Source organism: Streptomyces sp. NBC_01003 (assembly GCF_045162695.1).
Classification (GTDB): Bacteria; Actinomycetota; Actinomycetes; order Streptomycetales; family Streptomycetaceae; genus Streptomyces.
Genome location: NZ_CP108708.1, coordinates 109,076 through 135,544, shown reverse-complemented (window position 1 = coordinate 135,544; position 26,469 = coordinate 109,076). Strand labels below are relative to the sequence as shown.

The 26,469-nt window shown below is 71.6% G+C and carries 24 protein-coding genes and 2 pseudogenes; 6 read left to right on the top strand and 20 right to left on the bottom strand.

What is annotated here, in order from left to right; translation table 11 throughout:
- Window positions 1-111: 111 nt before the first annotated feature.
- Window positions 112-531, top strand: a complete 420-nt coding sequence (locus tag OG698_RS48400; RefSeq protein ID WP_331729443.1) for an ester cyclase — start codon at window positions 112-114, stop codon at window positions 529-531.
- Between the two features lie 205 nt (window positions 532-736).
- On the opposite strand, the pseudogene OG698_RS48395 reads toward OG698_RS48400, so the two are convergent.
- Window positions 737-942, bottom strand: a pseudogene (locus OG698_RS48395) (NDP-hexose 2,3-dehydratase family protein); the annotation flags it as partial.
- Window positions 939-1,300, bottom strand: a pseudogene (locus OG698_RS48390) (NDP-hexose 2,3-dehydratase family protein). The pseudogenes OG698_RS48395 and OG698_RS48390, both read right to left, overlap by 4 nt.
- Window positions 1,301-1,552: 252 nt before the next feature.
- Between OG698_RS48390 and OG698_RS48385 the strand changes: the two are divergent.
- From OG698_RS48385 to OG698_RS48375, 3 genes are all read left to right on the top strand, one after another.
- Window positions 1,553-2,176 carry a dTDP-4-dehydrorhamnose 3,5-epimerase family protein gene (locus OG698_RS48385; RefSeq protein ID WP_331729439.1) on the top strand — a complete coding sequence of 208 codons (624 nt, stop codon included), beginning with the start codon at window positions 1,553-1,555 and terminating at the stop codon, window positions 2,174-2,176.
- Window positions 2,177-2,401: 225 nt separating this feature from the next.
- On the top strand, window positions 2,402-3,214 hold the full coding sequence (locus tag OG698_RS48380; protein ID WP_331729436.1) for an AfsR/SARP family transcriptional regulator: 813 nt from the start codon (window positions 2,402-2,404) through the stop codon (window positions 3,212-3,214).
- Between the two features lie 17 nt (window positions 3,215-3,231).
- Window positions 3,232-4,152: a glycosyltransferase gene (locus tag OG698_RS48375; protein WP_406111888.1), complete on the top strand. Its 921-nt coding sequence runs from the start codon at window positions 3,232-3,234 to the stop codon at window positions 4,150-4,152.
- Between the two features lie 114 nt (window positions 4,153-4,266).
- Here the strand turns inward: OG698_RS48375 and OG698_RS48370 are convergent, their stop codons facing one another.
- From OG698_RS48370 to OG698_RS48300, 15 genes are all read right to left on the bottom strand, one after another.
- The gene (locus OG698_RS48370) at window positions 4,267-5,148 is read right to left on the bottom strand and encodes an ester cyclase (protein ID WP_331729429.1); all 882 of its coding nucleotides are present in this window, start codon (window positions 5,146-5,148) and stop codon (window positions 4,267-4,269) included.
- Between the two features lie 38 nt (window positions 5,149-5,186).
- Window positions 5,187-6,392, bottom strand: coding sequence for an FAD-dependent monooxygenase (locus tag OG698_RS48365; RefSeq protein WP_331729426.1), 1,206 nt, complete (start codon window positions 6,390-6,392; stop codon window positions 5,187-5,189).
- Window positions 6,393-6,436: 44 nt separating this feature from the next.
- The gene (locus tag OG698_RS48360; RefSeq protein WP_331729581.1) at window positions 6,437-7,432 is read right to left on the bottom strand and encodes an aldo/keto reductase; all 996 of its coding nucleotides are present in this window, start codon (window positions 7,430-7,432) and stop codon (window positions 6,437-6,439) included.
- A 91-nt stretch (window positions 7,433-7,523) separates the two neighbouring features.
- Window positions 7,524-8,618 carry a 3-oxoacyl-[acyl-carrier-protein] synthase III C-terminal domain-containing protein gene (locus tag OG698_RS48355; protein WP_331729423.1) on the bottom strand — a complete coding sequence of 365 codons (1,095 nt, stop codon included), beginning with the start codon at window positions 8,616-8,618 and terminating at the stop codon, window positions 7,524-7,526.
- Window positions 8,615-10,981, bottom strand: a complete 2,367-nt coding sequence (locus OG698_RS48350) for a beta-ketoacyl-[acyl-carrier-protein] synthase family protein (protein WP_331729419.1) — start codon at window positions 10,979-10,981, stop codon at window positions 8,615-8,617. The genes OG698_RS48355 and OG698_RS48350 overlap by 4 nt, the downstream gene beginning before the upstream one ends.
- Before the next feature lie 38 nt (window positions 10,982-11,019).
- Complete coding sequence (locus OG698_RS48345; RefSeq protein ID WP_331729416.1) at window positions 11,020-12,321, bottom strand: beta-ketoacyl-[acyl-carrier-protein] synthase family protein; 1,302 nt, start codon at window positions 12,319-12,321, stop codon at window positions 11,020-11,022.
- A gap of 28 nt (window positions 12,322-12,349) precedes the next feature.
- Window positions 12,350-13,621 carry a beta-ketoacyl-[acyl-carrier-protein] synthase family protein gene (locus tag OG698_RS48340; RefSeq protein ID WP_331729413.1) on the bottom strand — a complete coding sequence of 424 codons (1,272 nt, stop codon included), beginning with the start codon at window positions 13,619-13,621 and terminating at the stop codon, window positions 12,350-12,352.
- Between the two features lie 18 nt (window positions 13,622-13,639).
- Window positions 13,640-14,158 (bottom strand): holo-ACP synthase, encoded by a 519-nt coding sequence (gene acpS, locus OG698_RS48335; protein ID WP_331729410.1) that lies wholly within the window; start codon window positions 14,156-14,158, stop codon window positions 13,640-13,642.
- Window positions 14,130-14,543 carry a phosphopantetheine-binding protein gene (locus tag OG698_RS48330; RefSeq protein WP_331729407.1) on the bottom strand — a complete coding sequence of 138 codons (414 nt, stop codon included), beginning with the start codon at window positions 14,541-14,543 and terminating at the stop codon, window positions 14,130-14,132. Before OG698_RS48330 ends, acpS begins: the two co-directional genes overlap by 29 nt.
- 72 nt (window positions 14,544-14,615) lie before the next feature.
- Window positions 14,616-15,620, bottom strand: a complete 1,005-nt coding sequence (gene fabD / locus OG698_RS48325; RefSeq protein WP_331729404.1) for an ACP S-malonyltransferase — start codon at window positions 15,618-15,620, stop codon at window positions 14,616-14,618.
- Complete coding sequence (locus OG698_RS48320) at window positions 15,617-15,862, bottom strand: acyl-CoA carboxylase epsilon subunit (protein ID WP_331729401.1); 246 nt, start codon at window positions 15,860-15,862, stop codon at window positions 15,617-15,619. The genes fabD and OG698_RS48320 overlap by 4 nt, the downstream gene beginning before the upstream one ends.
- Entirely contained in the window at window positions 15,859-17,496 is a 1,638-nt protein-coding gene (locus OG698_RS48315) for an acyl-CoA carboxylase subunit beta (RefSeq protein WP_406111884.1), read from the bottom strand. Before OG698_RS48315 ends, OG698_RS48320 begins: the two co-directional genes overlap by 4 nt.
- A gap of 120 nt (window positions 17,497-17,616) precedes the next feature.
- Complete coding sequence (locus OG698_RS48310) at window positions 17,617-19,509, bottom strand: BTAD domain-containing putative transcriptional regulator (RefSeq protein WP_331729398.1); 1,893 nt, start codon at window positions 19,507-19,509, stop codon at window positions 17,617-17,619.
- A 183-nt stretch (window positions 19,510-19,692) separates the two neighbouring features.
- Window positions 19,693-20,226 carry a DUF6879 family protein gene (locus OG698_RS48305; RefSeq protein WP_331729395.1) on the bottom strand — a complete coding sequence of 178 codons (534 nt, stop codon included), beginning with the start codon at window positions 20,224-20,226 and terminating at the stop codon, window positions 19,693-19,695.
- A gap of 626 nt (window positions 20,227-20,852) precedes the next feature.
- Window positions 20,853-21,431 (bottom strand): TetR/AcrR family transcriptional regulator, encoded by a 579-nt coding sequence (locus OG698_RS48300; protein WP_331729392.1) that lies wholly within the window; start codon window positions 21,429-21,431, stop codon window positions 20,853-20,855.
- A gap of 91 nt (window positions 21,432-21,522) precedes the next feature.
- On the opposite strand from OG698_RS48300, the gene OG698_RS48295 reads away from it, so the two are divergent.
- Together OG698_RS48295 and OG698_RS48290 are read left to right on the top strand one after the other, a co-directional pair.
- The gene (locus OG698_RS48295) at window positions 21,523-21,969 is read left to right on the top strand and encodes a DUF1772 domain-containing protein (RefSeq protein WP_331729389.1); all 447 of its coding nucleotides are present in this window, start codon (window positions 21,523-21,525) and stop codon (window positions 21,967-21,969) included.
- Window positions 21,970-22,078: 109 nt separating this feature from the next.
- The gene (locus OG698_RS48290; protein WP_331729386.1) at window positions 22,079-22,264 is read left to right on the top strand and encodes a hypothetical protein; all 186 of its coding nucleotides are present in this window, start codon (window positions 22,079-22,081) and stop codon (window positions 22,262-22,264) included.
- Between the two features lie 137 nt (window positions 22,265-22,401).
- On the opposite strand, the gene OG698_RS48285 is transcribed toward OG698_RS48290, so the two are convergent.
- Genes OG698_RS48285 through OG698_RS48275 form a run of 3 tightly spaced genes read right to left on the bottom strand, consistent with a single transcriptional unit; the run spans window position 22,402 to window position 25,783 of the window.
- A complete protein-coding gene (locus OG698_RS48285; protein WP_331729383.1) occupies window positions 22,402-23,112 on the bottom strand; it encodes a sulfite exporter TauE/SafE family protein in 711 nt (236 codons plus the stop codon).
- Window positions 23,109-24,527 (bottom strand): amidohydrolase family protein, encoded by a 1,419-nt coding sequence (locus OG698_RS48280; RefSeq protein WP_331729380.1) that lies wholly within the window; start codon window positions 24,525-24,527, stop codon window positions 23,109-23,111. Before OG698_RS48280 ends, OG698_RS48285 begins: the two co-directional genes overlap by 4 nt.
- Window positions 24,524-25,783, bottom strand: coding sequence for a uracil-xanthine permease family protein (locus OG698_RS48275; protein WP_406111936.1), 1,260 nt, complete (start codon window positions 25,781-25,783; stop codon window positions 24,524-24,526). The genes OG698_RS48280 and OG698_RS48275 overlap by 4 nt, the downstream gene beginning before the upstream one ends.
- Window positions 25,784-26,469: the final 686 nt, after the last annotated feature.

Here is a 26,469-nt window from a genome sequence, read left to right as displayed (position 1 = left end):
CTCGAACCCCGCTCGAGCCGCCGGCGGTGGGCGTGCTCGAGGGTGGCTCGACCGCCGGCCGCGATGCTCTGACCAAACGTTCCCTCCGACACCCAGCCGAGAGAGGCCAGCATGTCGAATAACCCCCACGCTCTCATCCAGAGCTTCGTGGACATGATCAACAACCATGACGTCAGCACGATGGAGGAGCACACGGCGCCCGGACACATCGACCACAACCCGGGGGTGGCCGACGGCATCGAGGCCAACCGGGCTTTCTGGACCCAGGTGTTCACCGCCTTCCCCGACCTGAAGGCCGTGCTGCACGACGTCATCGCGGAAGGGAACCGGGTGGCCGCCCGCCTGGAGTACAGCGCGACCCACCAGGGCACGTTCCTCGGCATACCGGCGACCGGACGTCCGGTGAACTTCCAGTCCATCGACATCTGGAGGGTGGCGGACGGGCTGCTCGCCGAGCACTGGGACCAGCTGAACATGGACGACCTCTTCCGGCAGCTGGGTGCCACCCCGGCGGCGGCCGCACAGGCCTAGGCGCGCCCCGGTTCCCGCTCGACGTGCCCGAGGATCTCATCTGGGTGTCCGAAGACCAGCTCGGGCGGGCTGCTGCGGCACGGCAACTACGTGCATATGGAGGCCCGACTCGTCGCCGGCCTTCACCAGCAGGCAGCGGTTGGCAGCGGCGGCCTTCCTCGGACTGCACCGAGTCGAAGACCACCCGCTCCCGCGGTGCACCGAGGACCAGGTCCAGATAGCGCGGCCGCGACTTGGCCGGCAGGGACTGCGCCTGGCCCGGCCGGCACTGCACGGTCGGAGCGAGCTCCGCCACGTTCCTCCGACCTTGGCGTGCGCCAGCAGGTGGGGGACGCCGGCGACTTGGCGTACCAGGAAGGCGGCCGGCCCCTGCTCGGCAGGGGCGAGCAGGGGCCGGGACCAGCGGGTCACCCTCGTGCCCGGGTATCTCGCCGACCGCCTCGACGACCACGTTTCCGGTTTCGCTTGCGAAGGAACCAGGCCCCCTGCTCCGACTGCAGCGAGTCGAACAGCACGCGGCCGCCCCGGTTCGGGGGCACGAAGTGCTCCAGGTAGCGCACCGCCGAACCCCCGTGCCGTTGCTGCGGGTGGCCCGCACGGTAGGTGACAACTGCACCGTGTCGAGACTGCCCGGCTCCATCTCGGCCTGCATCAGGCAGTGCAGAACGCCGTCGAACTCCTTGACCACGATGCCCGGGATGCCGATCTCGGGCTGGTTGGTGATCGGCTGCGTCCGGCTGTCCTCCTGTCCGTTCCAGGAGGTGCGCACGTGCAACCCCTCGACCGAGAAGATCCGTCCGCTCTCGTGGCGGCCTCCGCCCCGGACCCCGCCGGCCGGCTGCTGCTCGGCCTGGCGCTCGTGCTCGCTCTGTGTCGATGGGCGAGGTGGGCCGCCACCCGCGTGCGCCGGCCCGCTGAGCCATGGTCAAGTTCCGGTACCAGAAGGGTTGTTGATGCTCCGGAGACCGTGCATCGGCACAGCTCCAGCCGGTCTTGAGCAGCGGTGGCTACCTTCGTGGGCATGGAACGCAGCAGCCTGGAAATCAGCGAACTCGCCCTGCCGGGCACGTTCCTGCTTTCGCCCCGGGCCGTTGGGGACGAGGTCGTGGTCCGCTACGAGACGTTTCGTCAGGACGACGTCGAGGACGCGATCGGACGGCCCTTCGCGATCCGGTACAGCGGCCTGTCGGCCGCGCAACGCCTGGTACTGCGTGGCATCCACGGCACTGCCGGCGAGGACGGCCGTGCCCGGCTGTTCGACTGTGTGAGGGGCTCCGCCGTCCACGTCGTGGTGGACCTGCGTGTCGGGTCCCCGGACTACGGTCGGCACGAGATGGTCTGGCTGAACCACCGCGACGCGTCCGGGGTGTTCGTCTCCGAGGGCCTCGGCCACGCCTGGCTCGCGCTCGAGGACGATACGGTGATCGCCTGTCACAGCTCCCGGCCGGACACGCCCGGCGCCGGCTACACGGTCAGCGCGCTCGACCCCGCTCTGGCCCTGCCGTGGGGGCTCACCGGGGCGCCGGTGATGTCCGACGAGGACCTGGCCGCGCCCACCGCGGCGGAGGCACTGGCGAAAGGGCTCCTGCCGGCGTACGAGGACTGCCTCGCGCTGTACGACCGCCCCGCGCTCACCGGAGACTGAACCACCGCGGGTCCGGCTCTCCTCCCCTTCCAGCCGGACCACAGGCCCCGCGTGCCGTGAAGGCGGGCGGGGCCTCAGTCATGTCCGGCACGGTCCCGCGGCCCATGAATCGGTCACACCCTGAGCAGGACAAACACACCCGGACGAGCGGGAGCGACGCACTGTCCGCGTGATGCGGCCGCGTGGGAGGTTCAGGGTCCGATGACAGAGACATAAGGGGGCCGCATGCGAATCTCCGTTCTGGGGTCGTTGGATGCCGAGCTGAAGGGCATTCCGATCCTGCCCACAGCGGCGAAGCCGCGGCAGATCCTGGCGCTGCTCGCCATCTACGCGAACCAGGTTCTGCCGGTTTCCGCGCTGATGGAGGAGATCTGGGGCGATGCCCCGCCGCGCAGCGCGCTCACCACGCTGCAGACCTACATCCTGCAGATCCGGCGTTGCATGGAGAAGGCGCTGGACGGAGAGCCCGGCGGCTCCAAGGAACTGCTGCTGACCCGGCACGGGGGATATCTCCTGCACACCGAGCCGGGCAGCATCGACGCGCACGAGCACGACCGGCTGTCCTCCCTCGGTCAGCGCGCCTTCGACCGCGGTGAGCACCGGCAGGCCGCGGAGCTGTTCCGGGAGGCCCTCGGCCTGTGGCGGGGCCCGGCCCTGGTCGACGTACGCACCGGCCCGCTGCTCGAGATCGAGGCGATGCGGCTGGAGGAGAGCCGTCTGGGGGTGCTGGAGCGGCGCATCGACGTCGAGCTTCGGCTCGGCCGTCACGGCGAACTGCTCACCGAGCTCACCGCACTAGCCGCCCGCCACCCGCTGCACGAGGGGCTGCACGCCCAGTCCATGGTGGCCTTCTACCGGGCGGGGCGGCCCTCCGCGGCGCTCGATGTCTTCCAGAATCTGCGGACCCGTCTCGTGGAGGAACTGGGCATCGAGCCCTCGCAGCGTCTGCAGCATCTGCAGCGGGCCGTGCTCGGAAGCGATCCGGCGCTGGACGTCGACGCCGGGACCGGGCGGGTGCTCGACCGCTTCGCCAGGTAACGGCCCAGGGAGGAACTGTGCGTGTGCTCTTCTCGGCGGGCCTCGGCATGCCGGCGGCGCTGCGCCTGGTGCTGCTCGCGAGGGAATTGCAGGCGGCCGGGCACGAGGTTCGTTTCTCCTGTCCGGCCCGGGCCCGCCACCGTGTGGTCCGGGCCGGGCTCGTCCCGGTGCTGGCCGGTCCGCAGCAGTTCAGCCGAGCCTGGCGGCCCGACCTGGTGGTCCATGACCCGCTGTGCCCCGACTCGACTGCCATGGCGGCCGAGTCCGGGGTGCCCACCATCGGCTATCTTCCGTATGCCCACCCGCCGTTGTCGCCGCGGCCGACCGTCTGGATCGACCCTTGTCCGCCGCTGCTGCGGGAACGACCGGAGCCCGATGCCTGGCAAGTGCGCTGTGATGCCTACGAATTGCCCGGACAGCCGGCGCCCTGGCTCACCGAGCTGTCGCTGCTTCCGCGCGTCTGTATCACCGGGGTGCCGACCGGGACCCGGCCCGAGGACCGGCGCCGCGCACAGCTCTTCCGCCGTGTCGCCGAGGGCGTCGAAAGCCTCGGCCTGCAACTCCTCGTGCTGACGGGCGACGACCACCCTTGGAGCGTGGCGCTGCAGGGCAGTGTCGTCGTCGTGCATGGCGGGGACGAAGGGATCGTGTACGCGGCCGCCCGGTACGGAGTCTCCCAGCTGGTGCTGCCGGCGGGGGAGGAGGAACGGCAGGCGGGCAAGCGCCTGGAGCGGGCCGGCATCGGCCGTTGCCTGACCGACGACGAACTGGCGGGCGCCCCCAGCATGCTGCGGCTGCGCTTCCACATCGCTGATCTGGTCAACGGCGGTCGGGTGCTTCCCGCGGCCGCGAAACTGGGCCGGACCATCGCCCGTATGCCGCGGCCCGCCGACCTCGTCCCCGGTATCGAGGCGCTGCTGCGACAGCAGGAGAACTGACGGGCCCGCGCCGCCGGGGGATGTACGGCGTGGGCCCGTCGTCGGGGGGAGATTCCAGTCTGCCGACCTGATCTGGAGGACGGCTGGAACGCTGGTCGGCAGACCGTGCGCAGGTCAGCGGGATCCGTCGGGTCGGTCCGGGGTGAGTTGCGGCGGCGCCGTCCAGGCGAGACCGGCCGACTCGCAGGAGGTGGGGGGACCGAGCCAGGGATCCTCGCCGTGGATGTCGAGGATCTGCTCGCGCAGCCACTGGTCGAAGGGGTGTTTCGACTCTGCCCAGCGCTTCCTGGTCCGCTCCGGGTCCGCGGTCTCGAAGTGCACGATCACGTGGTCCTGGTCGGGCCGCGGGTCGATGCGCAGCACCTCGCCGGTGATGCCCAGCCTTCGCCGGGAAGCCTCGTACTCGCGCCGGCGCGGCCCCTGCAACTCGGCGGTGAGCTGCTGCCAGGCCAGGGGCTTGCCGGGCCTGAGCGGCACGGTCCGGGTCACGGAACGGGCACCCTCCACGGTGGGCCGGCGGCCCTTGCGCGGCGCCAGCATGCGCATGCCGAGCGCGGCGAACATGTTGGACGCCACGCCGTGCTCCCAGCGTTCAGCGATCCTGCCCTCCTCGTCGAACCGCCAGATGACGATGCCGACGGAAAGGAACGAACGGCCGGTGGGTGCCATGCCGAGCAGTTCGCCCTGATGGGTGCCGCGCCAGGTGTTGTGGATGACGACCAGATCGTCGTGTGCGCTGATGTCCTCGATGGTGACGTGGAAGTCGGGGAACGCCTCACGCAGTCCGGCGATGGTGTACTTCACGCCCTCGGCGCCCTCGGGCGCGCCGGGCAGGCCCGCGTGGTCGACGATGTCCGGCCGGTAGAGCTCGTCCACGATCGAGGCGTCGCCCTGGTTGACGAACTCGGTGAAGACGCGCCGGATGGTCGCCTTGTTTCGTTCCTCGGCGCTTTCCCACAGTGTTCGCGCCGGGTTGGTGGTGGCCGCAGTGGTCACAACAGCAGTCCTCTCATCGTGGGCGGGTACGAACGTGCTCACACCGTGGTGGCGGCGCCGGAGTTCCACCGCGTGCCGTAGGCGACGTGATCGCGTTCCGTGGACTGGAAGGTCTTGTTCCAGGTCAGTCCCATAACCCGGTCGCGCAGCCAGACGGCGACCGGGTTCTGCAGGGAGCCGAGCACGCCGATGCGGTGCGCCAGCAACTGCATCGGCCGGGTGCGCTCCTGCCGCTCGGCCTCGTAGGCGCGCAGGGCCTGGGTGACGGTGACACCGGGCGAGACGAGGTGTCCGGCCAGGACGAGGCCGTCCTCGATGGCCTGGCAGGCGCCCTGCCCGATGTTGAAGCTCATGGCGTGCGCGGCGTCGCCGAGCAGGGTGACCCGGCCCTGTCCCCAGACGGAGTCGGGCTTGCGGTCCAGGACATCGCCACGCAGGATGCTCTCCGGCGTGGTGGCGTCGAGGATCCGCCGCACCGGGTCGGTCCAGCCGGCGTGCCGGGCGCGCAGCATGTCCAGGGTCTGCTCGGGCGTGCCCTCGTCGCGGCCGCCGGCGGGGCCGTCGGCGACACTCATCCAGTGCACGACGCCGGGGGCGATGTCGTAGCACGTGAAGCGGGTCCCCGGACCGAACAGGGCCTGGAAGGTGCCGGGCGGGAACTCCTCGGGGCTCATCTCGGCGTGCCCGCGCCAGGCGATGTAGCCGGTGTAGTCGGGAGGCTGGGGGCCGAGCAGCTGGGCGCGAACGGCGGAGCGGACACCGTCGGCGCCGATCAGCAGGTCGCCCTCCTCGGAGGTGCCGTCGGCGAAGTGGAGGCTCACCCCGTCGGGATGCTCGGTGTACCCGGTGACCTCGGCGCCGGTGACGACGGGCGCGGTCACGGCGTCACGCAGGATGCCGTGCAGGTCGGAGCGGCCGATGGCGACCGTGGGCTGCCCGTAGCGCTCGACGAACTCGCCCACCGGCCACATGCCGATGGGCCGGCCGGTCGAGGTCGCGAAGTGGCACTCGGACTGAGCTGGGGCGATCGCGGAGACCTGGTCGGCAACTCCGAGGTGGGCCAGGGCGAGCATGCCGTTGGTCCAGATGTGCAGTCCGGCGCCGCCGTCGCGCAGTTGGGGCGCGCGTTCGAAGACGACGGAGTCGATGCCCTGTTGCTGCAGGGCCAGGGCGGTGGCGATGCCGCCGATCCCGCCGCCGGCGATGAGAACGCGGCGTATCGGGCGAGGCGTCTGGGCGGACATGTCTTTCTCCCGGGGGCTCGGAACGGATGGCTTGGGAACGGGGCTCAGCGGCTCAGCGAGGACATCTCCGCGTCCGGATAACGGTTGCCGGCGGTGACGCCGTACGGGGCGATGGCATCGATCGCCGCCAGGACGTCGGCGGAGAGCTCGAGGTCGGCCGCGGAGACGTTCTCCTCGAGGTACGTGCGCCGCTTGGTGCCGGGGATGGCGACGACGTCCTCGCCGCGGGAGAGCACCCAGGCGAGCGCGAGCCGGACGACGGTGGTGTCGGCCGCGGCGGCGAGATCGCTGAGCTGGTCGACGACGGGCAGGTTCCGGCGGATGTTCTCGTCCTTGAAACGCGGAGCGATGCGCCGGAAGTCGATGCCCTCGGGAATGTCGGAGGTGTCGCGGATCGTGCCGGTCAGGAACCCGCGGCCGAGCGGGCTGTAGGCCACGAAACCGATGCCCAGCTCGCGCACGGTATCCAGCACGCCGTTGACCTCGACGTCCCGGGTGAACAGCGAGTACTCGGTCTGTACGGCGGTCAGCGGATGCACTGCGTGAGCGCGCCGAATGGTCGCCGGTCCTGCCTCGGAGATCCCGAGGTGCCTGACGAGCCCGGCCTCCACGAGTTCGGCGAGCGCGCCGAAGCTCTCCTCCACGGGGACGTCGGGGTCGACCCGGTGCAGGTAGTAGAGATCGAGGTGGTCGGTGCCCAGGCGGCGCAGAGTGCCCTCGATCGACCGGCGGATGTAATCGGGGCGGCCGTTGATCCGCCACGTCAGCTGGCCGTCGGGGCTGATCTCGTTGCCCACCTTGGAGGCGAGCACGACCTCGTCGCGGCGCCCGGCGACGGCACGGCCGATCAGCTCCTCATTGGTGTGCGGGCCGTACATGTCGGCGCTGTCCAGCAAGGTGACACCGAGCTCCAGCGCCCGGTCGATGGTGGCACGTGCCTCGGTCTCGTCCGCCTCGCCGTAGCCGAACGTCATGCCCATGCAGCCGAGGCCCTGAGCCGGGACGTCCAGTCCGGGTGTCCCCAACTTGCGGTGCTTGATCGCCACGTGATGCCTCCTGGAATTGCGCCTCATGACGGAGGCGACGTGAAATGAATCGAGATGACTTGACAGGGCGGGGGACGGCAGCTGCTCAGGCCGGGAGCGGTGCCTGCCAGGTCAGCGACAGGCCGGTGTAGACGTACCGGCTGGCCTCGATGCCGAGCAGCACGATCCGGTCGCCGGGCCGGATGCGCCCCGAGGTCCAGCCCGCGTCCAGCGACAGCGGCACCGCGGCCGAACCGGTGGCCCCCACATCGGCCAGGTTCTCCACGATCCGCCCGTTGAGCGCCTGGATGTCCTCGGTGGACAGTCCGGCGGACTCGAACTCGTCGGCGAAATAGTCCGCGTTGCCCTCCGGCAGCACGATCGCGTCGAACTCCCCGAGCGTCCGGCCGTCCTTCTGAGCCATCTCCTGGATCGCACGGACGAACACCTGCGGCCCGAACGTGGAGGTGCCGGGCACGTCGATCTTCATCTGGATCAACTGGCGTCGGCGCAGCTGCTCCGCCTGCGGCACGTCCGTACCGCCCCCGATGATCTCCATGCCGGGCTTGCGCAGGCCACCCACGCACGCGTTGACGAAGGCGAACTCGTCCGCCGATTCGCCTGCGGGCTCGGCCCGCATCACCACGGCCCCCGCACCGTCACCGAACGTGTACAGCGTCAGCCGGTCCCGCATCCGCACGCGCGCCGGGTCCTTGTCCAGGAAGTGCGGCGCCAGCACCGGCGATCCGGCCTCGCTGCCCACCACGAGGGCGGTGCGCGCCGTTCCGTCGGCCAGCTGCCGCCGGGCCAGGTCCAGCGCCTGCACCCAGCCCGCGCAGGCCCCGCGGATCTCGATCGCGGCAACGCTCTCCAGGCCCAGGTAGTGCTGCAGGGTGGTGGCGACGTTGGGCAGTGTGTACTCCGGCGTCGCCGTGCACACCACGATCAGGTCGAGCTCGTCGGGCTCCACACCGGCCCGTTCCAGGGCCTGCCGGGACGCACGCTCGGCCATCCGGCTGTTGTTGATCCGGTGCTCGCCCGTGGCCGGGTCGATCATCCAGTAGCGGGTCTTGACCTGGATGCCTTCGAGGACGTCGTCCGGCAGCGGCCCGACGAACTTCTCCAGCGTGGGGTTGTCCAGCGGCTCGCCGGGCACGTAGGCGCCGGTGGAGAGGATCTTCACGTCGTACGCGGTGGTCATCGGCCGGACTCCGTTGCGGGGAGGGGGACGGGGGACAGGACGAGCGAGGTGTGGGTGCCGCCGAGGGAGGAGCTGTTCACCAGGACGGGGCGGCGGTCCCCGCCCTCGCGCCAGGCGCCGACGGCGAGGACCGCCGACAGGTGGGCACCCGCGCCGACCGGCTCGCCGAGCACCCGTTTCGGAGCCTCGATCCGCACCCGGCCGGTGTCGAACACCCGCTCCACAGCGGCCTGTTCGGGACGGTCGGCGGCGGCCAGACCCGCCGCGCTCGCCCAGACCGCCGCTACGTGGTCCGGCCTGAGCCCGGCGTTGCGCAGTGCCTTGCGCATCGCCCGCTCCACGCCGTCGCCGGTCGGGTCCCAGCGGCCGATGCCGCATGCGTCCGACGCGGTCGCGTGTCCCAGGACCACGGCGTGGATCGGGGCGCCGCGCCGCTCGGCACTCGCCCGGCGCTCCAGCACCAGGGCGATGCCGGCCTCGGCGAGCGTGTACCGGCGCCCGGCCGCCGAACCGAACAGCGGGAGGCTGCGGTACGCGGCCAACGTGGCCGGTGAGAGCGCCTCCACCGCCGGCACCAGCAGGCGCTCGGCGCGCCCGGCACGCAGCATGTCGTACGCGACACCCAGGGCGGCGGCACCCGCCGCGTGCCCCGATGTCAGCGTCGATGTCGGCCCTTTGGTCCCCAGGGCCATCGCGACCTGGCCGGCCGCGCCGCTGTACACGGTGTTCGTGAACACGGCCGGGTTCGCTTCCTGCGCGCCCCCGGACAGCACCGGGACGGTGAATCGTTCGCTGCTCTCCATCGGCCCGATCGCGGTGCCGAGCACCACGCCGGTCGCGGCGACGGCATCCGCGTCGCCGTCCGCCCTCGCGGCGCCCAGGGCGGCCCGGCACGAGGCGATGGCGAGCTGGGAGACCTTGTCCATGCGCCGGCGCTCCTTGGGAGTGCCGGCTACCGAGCGGTCGAACTCGACCCGGGCCACGCGCAGTCCGTTCTCCGGCGCACCCTGCCGGCAACCTGCCGCGTACGCGTCCCAGAGCGCCTCGGCCCCCTCGCCGGCCGAGGTGATCACGCCGAACCCGGTCACCACGACGTCGTCCGGGCCGACGGCCGAAGCCGGCGCACCAGGGCCGCCGGGGCGGGCGAAGGCGATGGTGGCGTTGGCGCCGGCGAACCCGAAGTTGTTGGACAGCGCGGTGTCCAGCACCATCGGGCGGCCCGTCCCCGCCACCGGGTCGAGACCGCACTGCGGGTCCAGCTCGGTGAAGGAGGCGGTGGGCGGCGCCACTTGGTCGCGCAGGGCCAGCACGGTGACGATCCCCTCCACCGCGCCGGCCGCGCCGAGCAGATGGCCGATCATCGACTTGGTGCTGGACAGCGAGATCTTCTCGGCGGCTTCGCCCAGAGCGGCACGCACGGCGTTGCTCTCCGCCGAGTCGTTCTTCTCCGTACCCGTGCCGTGCCCGTTGATGTACCGGACGTCGTCGGGGGTCAGGCCCGAGGTGGTCAGGGCCGAGCGGATCGCCCGGGCCGCGCCCTCGCCCTCGGGGTGCGGTGCCGTCGGGTGGTGGCCGTCGGCGGACAGGCCGTAGCCGAGCATCTCGGCGACGACCGGGGCGCCGGTCCGCTCGGCCGCCTCCCGCGACAGCAGCACAAGCATCCCGCCGCCCTCGCCCAGAGTCAGACCCGACCGGTCCTTGGAGTAGGGGGCCGCGGGCTTCGGGGAGAGCGACCACAGGCTGCTGAACCCGGCGAACGCCGACTCCGTGAAGGCGTCACTGCCACCGACGAGCATCGCGTCGGCCGCACCCGCCCGGATCACCTCCAGCGCGTGCGCCAGCGCATGGGCGCTGGCGGCGCAGGCCGTGTTGGCACTGAGCACCGGGCCCTTGAGGCCGAAGGCCGCCGACAGCGCCTCCGCGCCGGCCTGCGGCGGCACGAACGTGTAGCGGTGCCAGTCCGGCGTGCCACCCTCCTCCACCTCGCGCAGGGCGAGTTCGGCGCTGCGCCAGCCGGCGTGGCAGGTGCCGTACGCGACCCCCCAGCGCTCGGCCGGGATGTCCGTGCCGACCCGCAGGCCCGAGCCGGCCATGGCCTCCTCGGCGGCGGCCAGCGCGAAGTCGATCGACCGGTCACGGGCCTCGGAGTCCGGAGCGTAGTCGTACCCGGGCGAGCAGGGCTCGGTGATCTCGCCGCCCAAGCCGGTCTGGTAGTGGTCCATGGGCAGGCGGCGCACGGGCGAGATCGCCACCCGCCCGGCGCGCACCCCGTCCCACAGGGCCTCGGCCGAACCGCCGTGCGGGGTGATCGCACCCACTGCGGCGATCACGACGCCGACGGTCTGGTCAGGAACGTCAGTCATGCCTCTGCTTCCTTCTGTGGACTGGGCTGCTCAGCCGCTCACACGGGCCTGGACAGGGTCAGGGCCACGGCCTGTCCCTCGATGCCCCGGGCCAGCGCCATCGCATGGGACGGCCTGGTCTCCCGGGCGCTGCCGCGGACGTGGTCCAGGGCGCACACCGGGTCGGGATGGTCGAGGTTGAGGGTCGCGGGCACGACCCCGTGGTGCAGCGCCAGCGCGGCCACGGCGGCGTTCAGCGCACCGCCGCCGCCGACGAGGTGGCCGGTCTGCGGCTTGGGCGTGCTGACCGGCACCGACGGAGCTGCCGTGCCCAGCGCGGCCCGCAGGGCGATGGCCTCGCTCGCGTCCCCCAGGCGGGTCCCGGAGCCGTCCGAGGCGATGTAGCCGAGGTCGCCGGCGGCCAGCCGGGCGTCCTCGAGCGAGCGCCGCACCGCCCGGGCCAGGCCGCGGCCCTCGGGGTCCGCCGCCGGCGGCGTACGGGCGTCGTGGCCGGCGCCGTAGCCGGTCACCTCGGCGTAGATACGAGCACCACGCCGCAGCGCCGCCTGCTTCTCCTCCAGCACCAGCAGCGCGGCGCCCTCGCCGGGGAGCCCGCCGCTGCGGTCCCGGTCGTAGGGCCGGTACGCCTCCTGCCCGCGGTCGTTGCGGGTGGTCAGGATGCCGAGCCGGTCCAGCAGCGTCATCGACCACCAGCTGGTGGCGTCGTCGTAGCCGCCGGCGATCGCCACGTCCGCGTCCCCGCGGCGCACCGCGCGCATGGCCCGGCCGATCGCGGTGGCGCCGGCGTCCGCGTAGCCCGCGAAGAAGGTGCTGGAGCCTCTGATGCCGTACGTCTGCGAGATGTTGAACACCGCGCCGGCCGGCAGCCCCTCGACGAAGAACAGCGGCGGCATGATGGCGTCGCCGTGCCGGGCGAGGTGCGCCATGTCGGCCGTGCCGTCCGGGCGGCGGATCACCTTCAGTTCCTCGATGAGCTGCTCCATGCGGCCCAGCGACTTGTTGCCGCCGAGGTACAGGCCCGCCCGGTGGCCGAGCTCGTCGCCGCCGGCCTGCTTGTGCGGCAGACCCGCGTCGTCGAGGGCGAGCCGGGCGGCGGCCAGCGCGAGGCGGTCACCGCGGTTGACGGTGCGCAGCTGGCGCTTGGTGGCGAACCGGGTGGCGTCGAACTCGGCGATCTCGCCGCCGAGCCGGGTCTGCAGCGGCTCCGGGTCGTACGCCCGGATCGGGCCGATCCCGCTCTCGCCGGCCGCCAGCGCCTTCCAGTTGGCCTCGGGGCCTTCGCCCAGTGCGGTCAGCAGGCCGATGCCACTGATGACGACCTGACGTCCGCTGCCGCTCATCGCGCTCCTCCGTGTCGCTGTCGGGTGGTCATCGCTTCTCCTCGTAGCGCCCCACGACCAGCCCGACGTTGGTGCCGCCGAAGGCGAACGCGTTGACGAGGGCGTGCCGTACCTCCTGCTTGCGCGCCGTGTTCGGGACGAAGTCGAGGCCGAGCCGGCGGTCGGGCGTCTCCTGGTTGATGGTCGGCGGCACCAGCCCGTGGTTGATCGCCCCGATCGCGGTGAGCAGGCTCAACGCCGCGGACGCGGCGGTCAGATGACCGGTCATCGACTTCGGCGAGCTGATCAGCAGCCGCTCGGCGGCGTCGCCGAACACCTTCCTGATCGCCGTGGTCTCCGACAGGTCGTTGCCCGGGGTGCTGGTGCCGTGCGCCACGACGTAGTCGATGTCGCCCGGTTCGAGGCCGGCGTCCGCGATCGACGTCTCGATGGACTCGATGGCGCCGCTGCCGTCCGGCGGCGAGTCGGTCATCCGCCAGGCGTTCAGGCTGGTGCCGTAGCCCAGGACCTCGGCGAGAATCCGCGCCCCGCGGGCACGGGCCGCCTCCAGCTCCTCCAGTACGAGGACGATGCCGCCCTCGCCGAGGACGAACCCGGAGCGCTTGTCGTCGAAGGGGCGGCTGGCCCGCTGCGGATCGTCGTTGTACTCCTTCGTCAGCGCCCCCAGCAGGCCGAAGCACAGCACGTCGAGCCAGGTCGTCAGCGAGTCGTAGCCGCCCGCGAGCATGAGTGTGGCGTCGCCCTCCTGCAGGGTGCGAAAGGCCTCACCGACGGCGTGCCCGGAGGCCGAGCAGGCGGTGGACACGCCCAGCATCGGGCCGGTCGCGTCCAGCATCCGGGCCATCGCCGCGGACGCGATGTTCTGGCTGTAGGCGAGGGAGTCCGAGGGCGCGTAGGTGGAGAACGCGTCGTCCCGGCCGGTCTTGTCGCGCAGCGCCCCGACGTCCACCAGCCACTGCAGGTCCGGCCGGTCCACACACGCGCCCATGGCCACGCCCATGTCCGCGCCGTCGTACGTGTCCTTGTCCACCCCCGCGTCGCGCAGCGCCTCCCAGGCCGCGCCCACGCCGAAGGTGCCCGGCCGCAGCAGATGCCGCAGGCCGACCGAGCCGGGCACGGCGTCCTCCAGCCGATAGTCCTTGACCTCGCCGGCGATCGTCACGTCGAAGCCGGTGGTGTCGATCGTGGTCAACCGGCCTACTCCGCTGCGCCCTTCGACCAGTCCCTGCCATGTGCTCGGCGCGTCGTTGCCCAGCGGCGTGACGGCGCCCACGCCGGTGATGACCACCCTGCGGCTCATCGCGGCGCCTCCGTCTCGTCAGGCCTCATGCCGTTCGTCTCCTTCTGCCGTGTGCGTGGTGTGGGCTGGTGGGTCGTGCGGCGCCGTGGGCTGGCACACCATGACGGCGTGCGCGACGGCGAGACCTGCGCTGTGGCTCAAGGAGAGGTCGATGGAGTGCATGCCGAGGGACCGGGCGACCACCTCGACCTCGCCGTACAGCCGCACCCGGGGACGGCCGGCGCGGTCGTTGACGACCTCGATGTCCGTCCACTCCATGCGCGGGCCCATGCCGGTCCCCAGACTCTTCAGCACGGCCTCCTTGGCGGCCCAGCGGCCGGCGAGGTGCTCACCGGCCCGCTTGCGCCGGTAGCAGTAGGCCAGTTCGCGAGCGGTGAACACCCGCTCCCGGAGCTCGGGTTGCGAGGTCATCAGCTCCTCGACCCGGGACACCTCGGCCAGGTCCATGCCGGTCCGTACCCGCAGCGGCGGCGGGGCGGGGCCGTCCGGTGACCGCCCCGCGCCCCGCTCACGCAGCGGCCGCGGCGAGGGTGGCACGCTCGGTCACCAGATCCGTCAGGTTCTGCACGGTGAACAGGGACAGCACCTCGTCCGCCGTGAGCTTGCCGGCCAGCTCCTGCACGTCGATCTGCGGCAGCGACTTCTTCAGCTGGGCCAGTCCGACCTCGTTGATGATGTCGTCCTCGTCGGCGAACTCCTCGTCGGGTATCCCGCCCTGGAGCAGCTCGGCGATGTCCGAGACCTTGATCTTCACGTCCGCCGCCTTCTCGATGCGGAACAGGACGTCGAGCAGGTCGATGGACTCGGCGTCCAGATCGCCCAGCAGCGTGGCCTCGGGCACAGCCTCCTCGACATCGATGCCGAGCGCGTCGGCGACCGCCTCCTGGACGATGGTGCCGAAGTCTTTACCGTCGTACGACATGTGTCCTTTACCCTTCGTAGAATTGCTGGAGATGGACGAACCGGTGCGGTGCGGCCGGCGGTTCGGGCGGCGTCAGGACGCCACCGGCTCCTGCCACTTCTCCGGTGCCAGTTCGCCGTGCAGCGCCGTGAGCCGACGCGGGTCTCCGGTGGAGCGGGTGCGGGCCTCCCCGAGGGTGCGGCGGGCGAGCCCGCTGAGCACCCGGCCGGGCCCGATCTCGGTGTACGCGCCCACCGGGTGCCGGGCGGCCGTGCGCAGCACCTCGACCCAGCGGACGGGGCCGGTGAGCTGACGCCGCAGCAGTTGCCTGGCCTCCTCGCCCGAGCCGACGTAGGTGCCGGTGACCGAACTGATCACGGGCAGCACGGGATCGGCGAACGGGTGGGCGGCGAGCGCCTCGGTGAACTCCTCCTCCACCGCCGACATCAGCGAGCAGTGGAAGGGCGCCCCCACGTCCAGCGGCACGACCTGGTCGGCGCCGGCGTCCAGCGCCGCCTTGCCGGCCACCTCGACGGCGTACGCGTGCCCCGAGATGACCGTCTGCAACGGCTCGTTGTAGTTCGCGACCTGGACCAGGCCGAGGCCGAGGCCCTCGGCGCTGCCGCAGGCGGCCAGCACCTCCTCCGCGGGCAGCCCCAGCACGGCCGCCATCGCGCCGGGCACCTCGCGGGCCACTTCGCCCATCAGCTGGCCGCGCAGCCGCACCAGCTTCAGGGCCGACTCCAGGGACAGCACCCCGGCGGCCACCAGCGCCGGGTACTCGCCCAGGCTGTGGCCCGCGGTCGCCGCCGGCCGGTAGCCGGCGGACCGCAGCAGTTCCCATACGGCGAGGCTGGTGGTGGCGATCGCGGGCTGGGTGATCTCGGTGCGGCCGAGCTCCCCGGCACTGCCGGTCACGCAGATCTGTGACAGCGGCAGACCCAGGATCTCGTCGGCCCGGGCGAACAGCTGCCGGGCCGAGGGATAGGTGTCGAGAAGGTGCTTGGCCATGCCGGGCCGCTGCGAGCCCTGTCCGGGGAACATGGCCAGGCAGCCGGTCGTCGTACCGTCGCTGCCGGGGCCGGTCCAACCGGTCATCGGGTAGTCCTTTCATGGGTCGGTGCGGGGGTGCGCTGCCAGCCGGCCGCGTCCGGTGCGGCGCCGGGCTGCGGGCGGTGCCAGCCGGCCGGCCGGCCCCAGCGGCGCTCGGCGGCCGGCGGCGGATCCGGCTCGTCGGTGGCGCCGAGCAGGGCGGTGAGCAAGACCAGCAGCCCGGCCAGTTCCTCCGGCGTGGGGTTGCCCCGCAGCACCGTCAGCGGGGCGGTCCCCGGCGCGCTCACAGCGGCTCGTTCCCGTGCTTGCGGACGGGCTGCCGGGCCCGTTTGGTGCGCAGCATGTCCAGGGACTTGATCAGCACCCGCCGGGTGTCCGCCGGGTCGATGACGTCGTCGACGTGTCCGCGCTGTGCGGCGACGAAGGGGTTCATCAGCTGCTCGGTGTATTCGGCGATCAGCTCCCGGCGCAGCTTCTCCGGCTCCGCCGCCGCGCGCAGCTGCCGGCGGAAGATGATGTTGGCCGCGCCGTCGGCGCCCATCACGGCCGTCTGGTTGGACGGCCAGGCGAACGACAGGTCGGAGCCGATCGACTTGGAGTCCATGACGATGTACGCGCCGCCGAACGCCTTGCGCAGGATGACCTGCACGCGCGGCACGGTCGCCTCGCAGTACGCGTACAGGAGCTTCGCGCCGCGCCTGATGATCGCGTTGTGCTCCTGGTCGGTGCCGGGCATGAACCCCGGCACGTCGACCAGCGTCACGAGCGGGATGTTGAACGCGTCGCAGGTGCGCACGAACCTGGCGGCCTTCTCCGAGGAGTCGATGTCCAGCACCCCCGCCATGGCCGCGGGCTGGTTGCCCACGATGCCGACCGTGTGGCCGTCCAGGCGGGCCAGGGCGCACACGATGTTCTGCGCCCAGTTCTCCTGGACCTCCAGGTAGTCGCCGTCGTCGACGATGTGGGCGATGACCGTCCTGATGTCGTACGGCGTCCGGTCGTCGACCGGCACCAGCCGCAGCAGTTCCTCGCAACGCCGGTTCGGATCGTCCACGGGCCTGGTGTACGGCGGCGTCTCGGCGTTGTTCGACGGCAGGTAGGAGAGCAGTTCCCGTACGCCCTCGAAGCAGAACTCCTCGTCCGGCGCCACGAAGCTCGCCACGCCGGTTCGGGTGCCGTGGGTGTACGCGCCGCCCAGTTCCTCGTGCGTGACCTTCTCGCCGGTCACCGCGTGCACCACGTCGGGCCCGGTGATGAACATGTTGGCCATGCCCTCGACCATGAACGTGAAGTCGGTCAGCGCCGGCGAGTAGACGGCGCCGCCCGCGCAGGAGCCGAGCACGACGCTGATCTGCGGCACCACGCCCGAGGCGCGGACGTTACGGGCGAAGAGCTTGCCGAAGCCGGCCAGCGCGTCGATGCCTTCCTGGATCCGTGCGCCGCCGCCGTCGTTGAGGCCGACGACCGGGGCACCGACGGAGTCGGCGAAGTCGAGCAGCTGGTGGATCTTCGCGGCGAACGTCGCGCCCAGCGCGCCGCCGCGCACCCGGGCGTCGTGAGCGAAGACGAAGACCGTACGGCCGTCGACCTCGCCCCAGCCCGTGATCACACCGTCGCCCTCGGGATGCGAGTCCTCCATGCCGAAGCCCACCGCCCGGTGCTCGGCGAACAGCCCCAGCTCGGTGAACGTGCCCGGGTCGACCAGCGCCTCGATGCGCTGGCGGGCCAGCAACTTGCCCTTGGAGAGGTGGCGGGCGTCGGCGTCCGGGTCGTGCCCGAAGTGGGCCTGCGCCCTTCGGGTGGTGAGATCGTCGGCCAGATCGGCCATCGTGGGCGCGCGCGCCGGTGTCGGTGGCCGGGGTTCCGTGTCGGTCCTGCCGAGGTCCGGCACCACGGCCTGGGGAGTGTCCGGAGGCGTCATTGCGGTCCCACTCCTTCCTGCCCTGTCGCGTAGGTGGCTTCGGAAATGACTCTCCGACACCGGGATGGGCGCTGGACTGGAGGGCGTCTTGACCGCGGGTGTATCCCCAGGTGGGCCGCGTCAGATGGACAGATGGACGGCTTCGTCCAGGGCACCCGACCGGCCGGAACTGAGTTCCTGGGCGAAGCTGCGTTGCAGGCCGTCGAGGCGGTAGCGGGTGGGGAGGTCGGCCCCCGCGGGTTCGGCCACGCTCAGGAAGTGGGCCTCCACCAGCTGCTCGCAGGCGTCCTCGACGGTGGCGAAGTCCTTGCCGAGCACCGGGCAGGCCAGATGGGCGTCGAACTCGGGCACCTCCAGGCGGGCCAGGCAGCGGAGCGCCTCGCGGGCGTCCTTGGGCAGCGCGTTGTACGACGCCGTGAAGCTGGCCCGCACGCTCAGCGAGCTGTGCGCCAGCTCGTCCAGCCGCCGGCCCTCGTCGCTGAGCCGCTCCGCGTAGCGGCTCAGCGACCAGTGGGGGCGGGTGTTGAGCCGTACGGCCGCGGCACGCAGGGCGAGGGGCAGCCCGCCGCAGTACCGCGCGATCGCGGCCGCCGCGGCCGGCTCCCGGCTGACCCGTTCCGGGCCCAGCATCCGGGCCAGCAGCCGCACACTGTGGCCGTGCGGCAGGTCCGGCAGCTGCAGAACGCGGGCGCCGAGCGGCGTGCTGAGCCGGCCTCTGCTGGTGATCAGCACCGCGATGTCCGCGCTGCCCGGCAGCAGCGGCTGCACCTGCTCGTCGTCGACCGCGTCGTCGAGGGTGAGCAGCAGCCGGCGCCCGGCGAGCGCCAGCCGGTAGACCTCGGCGCGCTCATCGGGGTCGGCCGGGAGCCGGTCGGGGTCCGTACCCAGCACGCGCAGCAGCCGGCCCATCACCGCGTGCGGGTCCGCCGACCGGGTGCCGCTACCGCGCAGCGCCGCGTACAGCTGCCCGTCGGGGAAGGCGGACCGCAGCCGGTGCCCCAGGCGCACGGCCAGCGCGGTCTTGCCGACGCCGCCGCCGCCGACCAGCACGACCGCGGACGGCTGCGAGTCGGTGGGCTGGGTCAGGGTCCGCTGGATCACGTCGAGTTCGCGTTCGCGCCCCGTGAAGTCGGGGAGGTCGAGCGGGAGCATCTGCGGGATGTGCGGGGTGGGCCGGGGGTGGGCGAGGACCGGGAACGTGCCGACGCCCTGCGTGACGGCGCCGTGCGGGTCACCGCCGCCGCGCTCGGGCGGCGGTGCGGGGTCGGCCACTTCGCCGCGCAGGATCGTCTCGTACAGCCGCTGCAGCCGCCGCGACGGATCCGTGCCGAGTTCCTTGGCGATCAGCCGGCGCATCGACTGGTAGTACTCGAGGGCGTCGACGCTGCGCCCCTCCAGGTAGAGCGCGAGCATCAGTCGCTCGCAGAGCTGTTCGGAGAGCGGGTCGGTCAGCAGCGCGGCGCGTAGTTCCGCGAGGACGGCGCCGGGGCGCTCGAGGCGGATCTCGGCGTCCGCCCACTGGCTGAGCGCCTCGTGGTGCAGCTGCCGCAGCGACTCCCGGAGCCGGGCCGCCCAGTCGCTCTGCATGCCGCCGAGCGGGTCGCCCCGCCACATGTGCAGCGCCTGCTGGAGCAGCGTGCTGCGTTCCTGGTTGTCGAGGCCCTCCTGCCGGGCGCTTTTGAGCAGCCGGCGGAAACGTACCAGGTCCACGGTGCCGGGATCGGTCGAGACCTGGTAGCCGGCCGGGGTCCGGACCAGGCCGATCGGCTCGGGCAGCTCGGCCGAGGCGCGGGCGAGCGCCCGGCGCAGCCGGGTGATGTAGGTGTGGACGACGTTGCGGACCCCCGCGGGCGGCCGGTCTCCCCATACACGGTCGACGAGGGACTCCAGCGGCACCGGCCGTTCCGGATCGACCAGCAGGACGCCGAGGATGCTGCGTTGCCGTGCGGGGCCGAGATCGGCCAGGGCGCTGCCCGTCCAGAGTTCTATAGATCCCAGTATCCGGAGCTCCATCGAAGATCACCCGTATCCCTTCAGTGGCCGGAAAGCTAACTCCGGCCGGTGCAGCGCCCCTTGATTTCCGCTCTGCCGCGCCGGCCCCGGTCGGCGGGCAGCGCGCGTCACCCGCCCTGGGAGCGACTCCACGGTGGCGGGTGACGGATGCTGCGTGCTGGGCTTTCGGGCGGGGCGGCGGACTCAGGCCGCCGCCGGCTCCTTGCGCTGCGGGGTGTAGTCGGCGTGGTCGATGGCGCGTTCCCAGACCGCCTCGAACGCCTCCTTGCACTGGCGGATCAGCTTGGGGTCCTCGGAGAACTCGTGCGGGCCCCAGGAGCCGTCGCCGTGGAAGGTCGTCCAGCGCAGCAGGGTGTCGTCGAACACCCAGAAGTCGTTGCCCGGCAGCAGCAGCTCCGAGGCCCGCTGCCGCGGCAGCCAGCGCACCTTCTCGCCGGCGGGCACGTTGACGATCGTGGTGGTCTCCCACTCGTACTGGATGAAGTCGGTCACCGGCTCGGACACGATCCGCGCGCGCCGCCAGTCGACGCCGCGCCCGACCGCGTCCTGCACCAGATCGACCCAGTCGAGGTGCCGGTCGTACTCGATCGGGCGGCCCTTCTGCCAGTCGACGAAGACCGGGCCCTTGGGGGTGTAGACGTCACGCATCTCCAGGTGCACGGCGGAGTGCTTGGTCTGCGCGATCAGTTCGGCGAAGGCCGGGAAGTTGCTTGACATGCGAATCTCCAATCCGAGAACAGATCAGGCCGCGGCTGAGTCGTCGGACGACCCTGCGGAGCCGACTTCCAGGCCTTGCCCCCAGTTGAGCGGTCCGGCCTCGAACCGGGCTCGAGGACCGGTCCGGCAGGAGCCGCGCGGCCCTTCTCGCGCTCACCGGACCAGGTGTGCGCACCTCACCTGTGGGTACTCAGGCCCGCACCGCCGACTCCTGGAAGCCGTCTGTGAGCCACACCCCGAGAACGTCTTCGTCCTCGGCTGTCGGCTGTTCGTGCAGTCGAGGTACGGCAAGGGGTGCTGACCGGCTGTGCTGCGGGTCGCCGAGACAGTTCGACCTTGCTGGGTGGTATCGCGTGTGAGCTGGAGTGGTGTCTGGACGGGGATTTCCGTGCCGCACGTGTGCTCTTGAGGTGGTGGGGCTCGTGGTGGTGCGTTGGCGGCCCCGCGGAGGTGTTGGTCGGGGTGGGGCGGTGCCCGTCCTCTGCGCTGCGGCGAGGTGCGCGCAGCGTCGGCGGGTGTTTGTCGCGGACGGACGCGTCAGGCGCGGCCGTTGATGCTCCAGCCTCCCGGGGCAGGGGTCAGTTGGGCCGCCGGGCCGCAAGACCCTGCCCTGCCCGGACGGTGCGTCAGATCATGGCGAGCCGGTCCAGCAGCAGCTCCACCCGCCGCTCGGTGTCTTCCGGCGGCAGCCGTCCCGCCCGGGTCAGGGTCGCCAGCCCGTGCAGGGCCGCCCAGAACACCTCGGTGAACAGTCCCGGGTGGACGCCGTCCCCGGCGGCCTCGCCGAGGTTCTCCAGCAGGGCGGCGAAGGCATCCTTCAGAGGCTCCGGGGTGTCCTCCTTCGCGAACGCCAGGCCGCCGTCGAGCTGGAACATGGCGTCGTAGACCGCCGGGTTGCGTTCGGCGAAGTCGAGGTAGGCGCGGGCGAGGGTGGTGACCCGGGCGCGCGGGCCGTCCGCGGCGGAGGCCGCGGCCCGCAGCGCCGCGGCCATCTCGGCGGCGCCCTCGCGGGCGACGGCGCCGATGATCTCGCGCTTGCCGCGAAAGTGGCTGTAGAGGACGGGTTGGCTGTACTCGATGCGCTCGGCGAGCCGGCGGGTGGTGACCGCGTCCCAGCCCTGCACCTCGGCGAGTTCGCGGGCCGTCGCCAAGATGAGACGTTCGCGGCCCGCCCGTTCGCGCTCCTTGCGTTCCTGTACCGACATGATGCGATCCTAGCACTGCTAGACAATCGAGCGGCAGTAATGCTAGCGTTGCCTCACCATCTAGCACCGCTAGATCCCAGAAGGGGTCATCATGCTCAACGCACTCGAGGTCCTCACCACCGTGATCGTCGGCGTGATGGTGGGGGTGGAGTTCTCCGTCGCCTTCGTCATCAACCCGATCCTCAACGCACTCCCCGGCGACAGTGGCCAACTCGGCCGCGCCCACGGGGGCCGGATGCTCGGTGCCGTGATGCCGGTCTGGTACATCACCTCGCTCATCCTCGTCGCGGTCTGGGCCATCGCCGGACGGCCCCACCACGGCACCGGCCTCGTCGTCACCGCCGGCGCGCTGCTGATCCTCAGCGTGATCATGTCGATCCTGCTGCTCGTCCCGATCAACAACCGGGGCAAGACGTGGACCCCTGACAACCGGCCCGCCGACTGGAAGCAGCAGATGAACCGCTGGGACCGCTTCCACTACGTCCGCGTCGCCGTCATCATCGCCGCCTTCACCCTGCTGGTGACCGCCCTCACCTGAGCCCGCGGGCCGACACCGCGTTGGTGGCGCACAATCCCCACCCCCGGGCAGTGGCGGGCCCACCGAAATCCCACTCCTCCGAGGGACGCGCCGGCCGGCCTTCGACCTGATGAACACCCCCGACGAGGTGACTCACGCGTACCGAAAGACGTTGGGACTGTTCACCCACTACGACCTCGGCGGCAAGCAGCCGCCCGTCGGCCGCACCGCCCCCGACCTCCGCTTCGGGGGCGGCACCCGCCTGGGCAACCTCGAGGCCATGTTCGGCGAGGACGGCCTCGTCCTTGAGACGTGAACCGCTTGGCCACGGTGAGACGGATCAAGGAGCGAGTGGGAAACGGGCATTGAGGGTCATAAAGCTTCACCGCACGGAGCCCCGAGTGCCCGCGCCCACACCGCCAGACGCACAGGGATCAGAAGCAGACACTCAGCTCAGGCCCGGAGCATCAGGACGAGCCCGGAGACCAATGCGAAGACCAGCACGAACAGACGCATCCTGCGGGCGTCCAGACGGTGGTGCACCAGGCGGCTCAGCCACGCGCCGACGGCGATCGCGGGCAGCAGCGCGGCTGCCTGGCCGAGCTCGGTGACCTGCGCCTTCCCTGTCGCGAACAGCAGCGCCAGGGAGGCGACTTCCCCGATGAGGAAGCACGCGGCGACCGTGGAGCGCAGTTCGGCGGGCGGCCGGTGCTGGTAGACCAGCGCGAGCGGAGGCCCGCCGACGCCGGTCGCGGTCTCGGTCAGCCCGGTCACCGCGCCCGCGCCGACGTACGCGGCCCGCCCGGGCGTGAACGCGGGCACGGTCAGGCTCGCGACGGCCGCGAGCACAGTGGCGCCGCCCACGAACAGGCCGAGGCTGCGTTCCGGGATCAGCCAGAGCACCGCAAGACCGGCCGGGGTGGCGGCGAGCCGCGCCCCGGTGATCCAGCCCGCGCCGCGCAGGTCGAGCGAGGACCGTTCGCGCCAGGCGACGTACAGGTTGAGCGGGATCATCGAGGCGAGGACGAAGACCGGGACCAGGCCGGGATCGAGGATTCCGGCCACGGGCGCGACGATCAGCGCGAAGCCCAGTCCACTGCTGCCCTGGACGAACGCGGCGATGGCCACCGTCACGGCAAGGACCGCCAGTATCTGCGTACTCACAGTGCCGTGCTCCGCTCCTGTGATCGGATCAGCGCCCGTGATGCCGTGGAGGTGGGGTGCACCCGGGTGACGTTCGCCCTGGCGACGGCAGCGCGGGCCAGTTCGGCCGCCCGTCTCACCAGCTCGGGCCCGTCCCAGCCGACCGGCAGGCCGTGCCACATACGCAGTCGCCCGGCGACGAAGACGGCGGCGATCTGGTCCCGATTGCCGCGTCGCACGAGTTCCCACGGCAGGTCCCAGGAGAGTGCGAGCTCGGGGGTGTCGACATTGACGAGAAGGAAGTCGGCCGCCATGCCCTGGGCGACGGTGCCGGTGCGGGCGCCGAGCCCGACGGCATCCGCACCGCCCCGGTTGGCGCGCTCCAGCCACGTCCACCCCGCACCGCACGACGAGTCACCGGTCGCCAGACCGTACGCGAGGCGCTGCGCGAACTCGGCGGCCTCCGCGAGCCGGAAACCGTCGCCGCGGGTGCCGTCGGTACCGAGCCCGAAGCGGATACCACGCTCGGCCATGGAGGTCGCGGGCGCGACCGCGTTGCCCTTCCACGCGCTGGCGACGGGGTTGTAGCTGACGGCGGTCCCTGTGTCGGCGAGCAGGGTCAGCTCGCGCGGCGTGAGCATCGTGGCGTGCGCGGCGAGCAGTTGGGGGCCGAGCGCGCCGACGCGGTGCAGGTGTTCGAGGGGCCGCAGCCCGTGTCGTACGAGGGAACGTTCCACGCCGGCGAGGTGCTCGTTGACATGAATCTGGACGACGGCCCCGGCCTCGGCGGCGAGGCGGGCGGTGGCGTGCAGGGTGCGTTCGGTTGCCGCCTCGGGGATGGAGACGGCCAGGGACGGATGGACGAGCGGATCGCCGTCGTAGCGGGCGAGGTGCTTCTCGGCGTGCTCGACAACGGCCGGGGGGTCCGTCGCGTCCTCGTGGTCCGCGTCGTTGCAGACGAGTCCGAGGACGCAGCGGATTCCGGCGTCACGCGCGGCGGACGCGACCACGTCGACGTCGACACCGGCGCGCGTGCCGGCGTCGGTGACGGTGGTGAATCCGCCGCGCAGCGCTTCGAGGGCGGCCAGCTTGGCCGCGGTGTAGGCCGATTCCTCGTCCAGCGCGCCTTCCAGCGGCACCCAGACCCGACGGAAGATCTCGGAGGGCTCCCCGAAGGCGAGTGCGGAGCCGAAGCTCTGGGTGAGGTGGTGGTGGGCGTCGACGAATCCGGGCATCAGCAGATGGCCGGGCAGCCGTACGGCCGGCAACTGCGGGTGCGCGCCCTCCAGTTCGTCCGCCGGTCCGACGGCTTCGAAGCGACCGTCGTCGATCGTGACGGCCCAGCCGTCGGCAGGGCCTTCGGGCAGCAGGACCGCGTCCGGTACGACAAGGAGCGGGCCGGGGCCGGCGAGGAGATCGCGGTCGGATCGGTTCATCGGTCGCCTTCTGCGCGCGCGGTGGTCAGACGGGCGGCGACGCCTGGCCTGACATGGTGGAAGAGGATGTTGAGAACTGCGGCGGTGAACGTGCCGACGGCGACGCCGCTCTCGAGGAGGATGCGGACGTTCGGCGGGAACGCCCCGTACACGCCGGGGACCAGGACGGGCAGGAGCCCCAGTGCGAGAGCGACGGCGCATATGAAGGTGCTGGTGTGCTTGTCGAGGTCGGAGCGGCCGAGCATCTGGATGCCGAGCACGGTGATGACGGCGAAGACGACCATGGCGGTGCCGCCGACGACGGCGGTCGGGATCACGCTGATCGCACGGGTGACGGGTGCGAGGAATCCGATGATGACGAGTACGACTCCGGCCGCGGCGGTGACGAACCGGCTGCGGACGCCGGTGACGCGGACGATGCCGATGTTCTCCCCGCTGGTGACCATGAGTGGCAGGCCGAAGAATCCGCCGAAGAGCGAGGTGAGCGCGTCACCGCGGACGGTCTTCGGCACGTCGGTCCGCTTGTCGATCTTCTTGCCGACGGCCTCGGCGTTGATGACGGTCTGGCCGGTGGCCTCGGCCATGGAGGCCAGGCTGTAGAGCATGAGCGGCAGGGCGGCGACGAGGTTGAACTCGGGTGAGCCGAAGGGCATCAGGTGCGGCAGGTTCACCAGTGCGCCGCCTGTGGCACCTGCGCCGTCGATCGCGCCGACCGTGGCGGCGAGCGCGGTGCCGGCGAACAGGCCGAGCATGACGGCCAGTTGGCGCAGGATGCCGGTGAAGAGCAGGTAGAAGACGACGGTGAACCCGATCGTCGCCATGCCGAGACCGAGGTTGGTGGGATTCGCGAAGCCGGGCGAGCCGGGCTGTCCCGTGACGAGGACCGCGCCGACCTTCACCAGGTTGACGCCGACGATGACGATCATCGTGCCGATGACCAGGGCGGGAAAGTACGCGAGCAGCCGCGAGAAGACTGGCAGCACGACGAAGGAGAACACGGCCGTCAGGACCACCGCACCGGTGGCGATGCGCACGCCGTGCTGCTCGGCGATCGCGAGGAACAGGATGAGCGGAGCCCCGCCCGGCAGCATCACGAAGGGCAGCCGCGGCCCGAACTTCCAGGGCCCGAGCGACTGGATCAGCGATCCCACGCCGGAGAGCACAAAGGCCGCCGAGAGCAGATCGACGGTGAGACCGGCGCTGAGCCCGAGGGTGGCGCTCATCAGGAAGATCGCCGAGATGGGGGTGGCGGCCATCACGAGGACGTGCTGGATCCCGAAGAGCAGGATCCGCCCCAGGGGACGCGACTCGTCCACGGGGTGCACGCCGAGTGGGGCACCTGTGCCGGCCGAGGACCCGGTGGTGTCGGGACGGGCACCCTCGGGACGGGCACCCTCGGGACGGGGGCGCTCATCCGGGTCGACTGGCTGCGTGAGCTGGGAGTTGACGGTCTCGGAGGTCCCGGAGGTGTCGGAGGCCTCGGAGGTGTCGGAGACCTCGGAGGGATGGGCGGTGGGCTCGCCTGCCGGGTGCGTGGCCGCACGACCGGAGGCCGGCGGTTGACCGGCCGGTGGCCGGCTCTGGCGGGGACTGGACATGTTCGGGCTCCGTTCGGGCGTACGGCACGCTCGGATATCAGCCGCGATCCGGCCCTGGACGGAGAGCCAAATCGATTTGGCCAAATCGATTTGGCCGCCAGTATGAGAGCCCTCGGATCCACCGTCAAGAGTGGCGGCACCGAGGGGTTTCGGGACGGTCGGGGCAGTCGGCAGCATGCGGCCCACGACCTCGGAGGGCGTTTCATGAGCCTTCGTCACCCTCGGATGCGCACTCATCTACTGGAGACGCCTGAAGTCATTCCGACAGGAGTTCCAAGAACGGTCAACCATGGTCAACAGCGGTGCGATCCCGCATTCGAGCGCCGCGCCGGAGCTCAAATGGC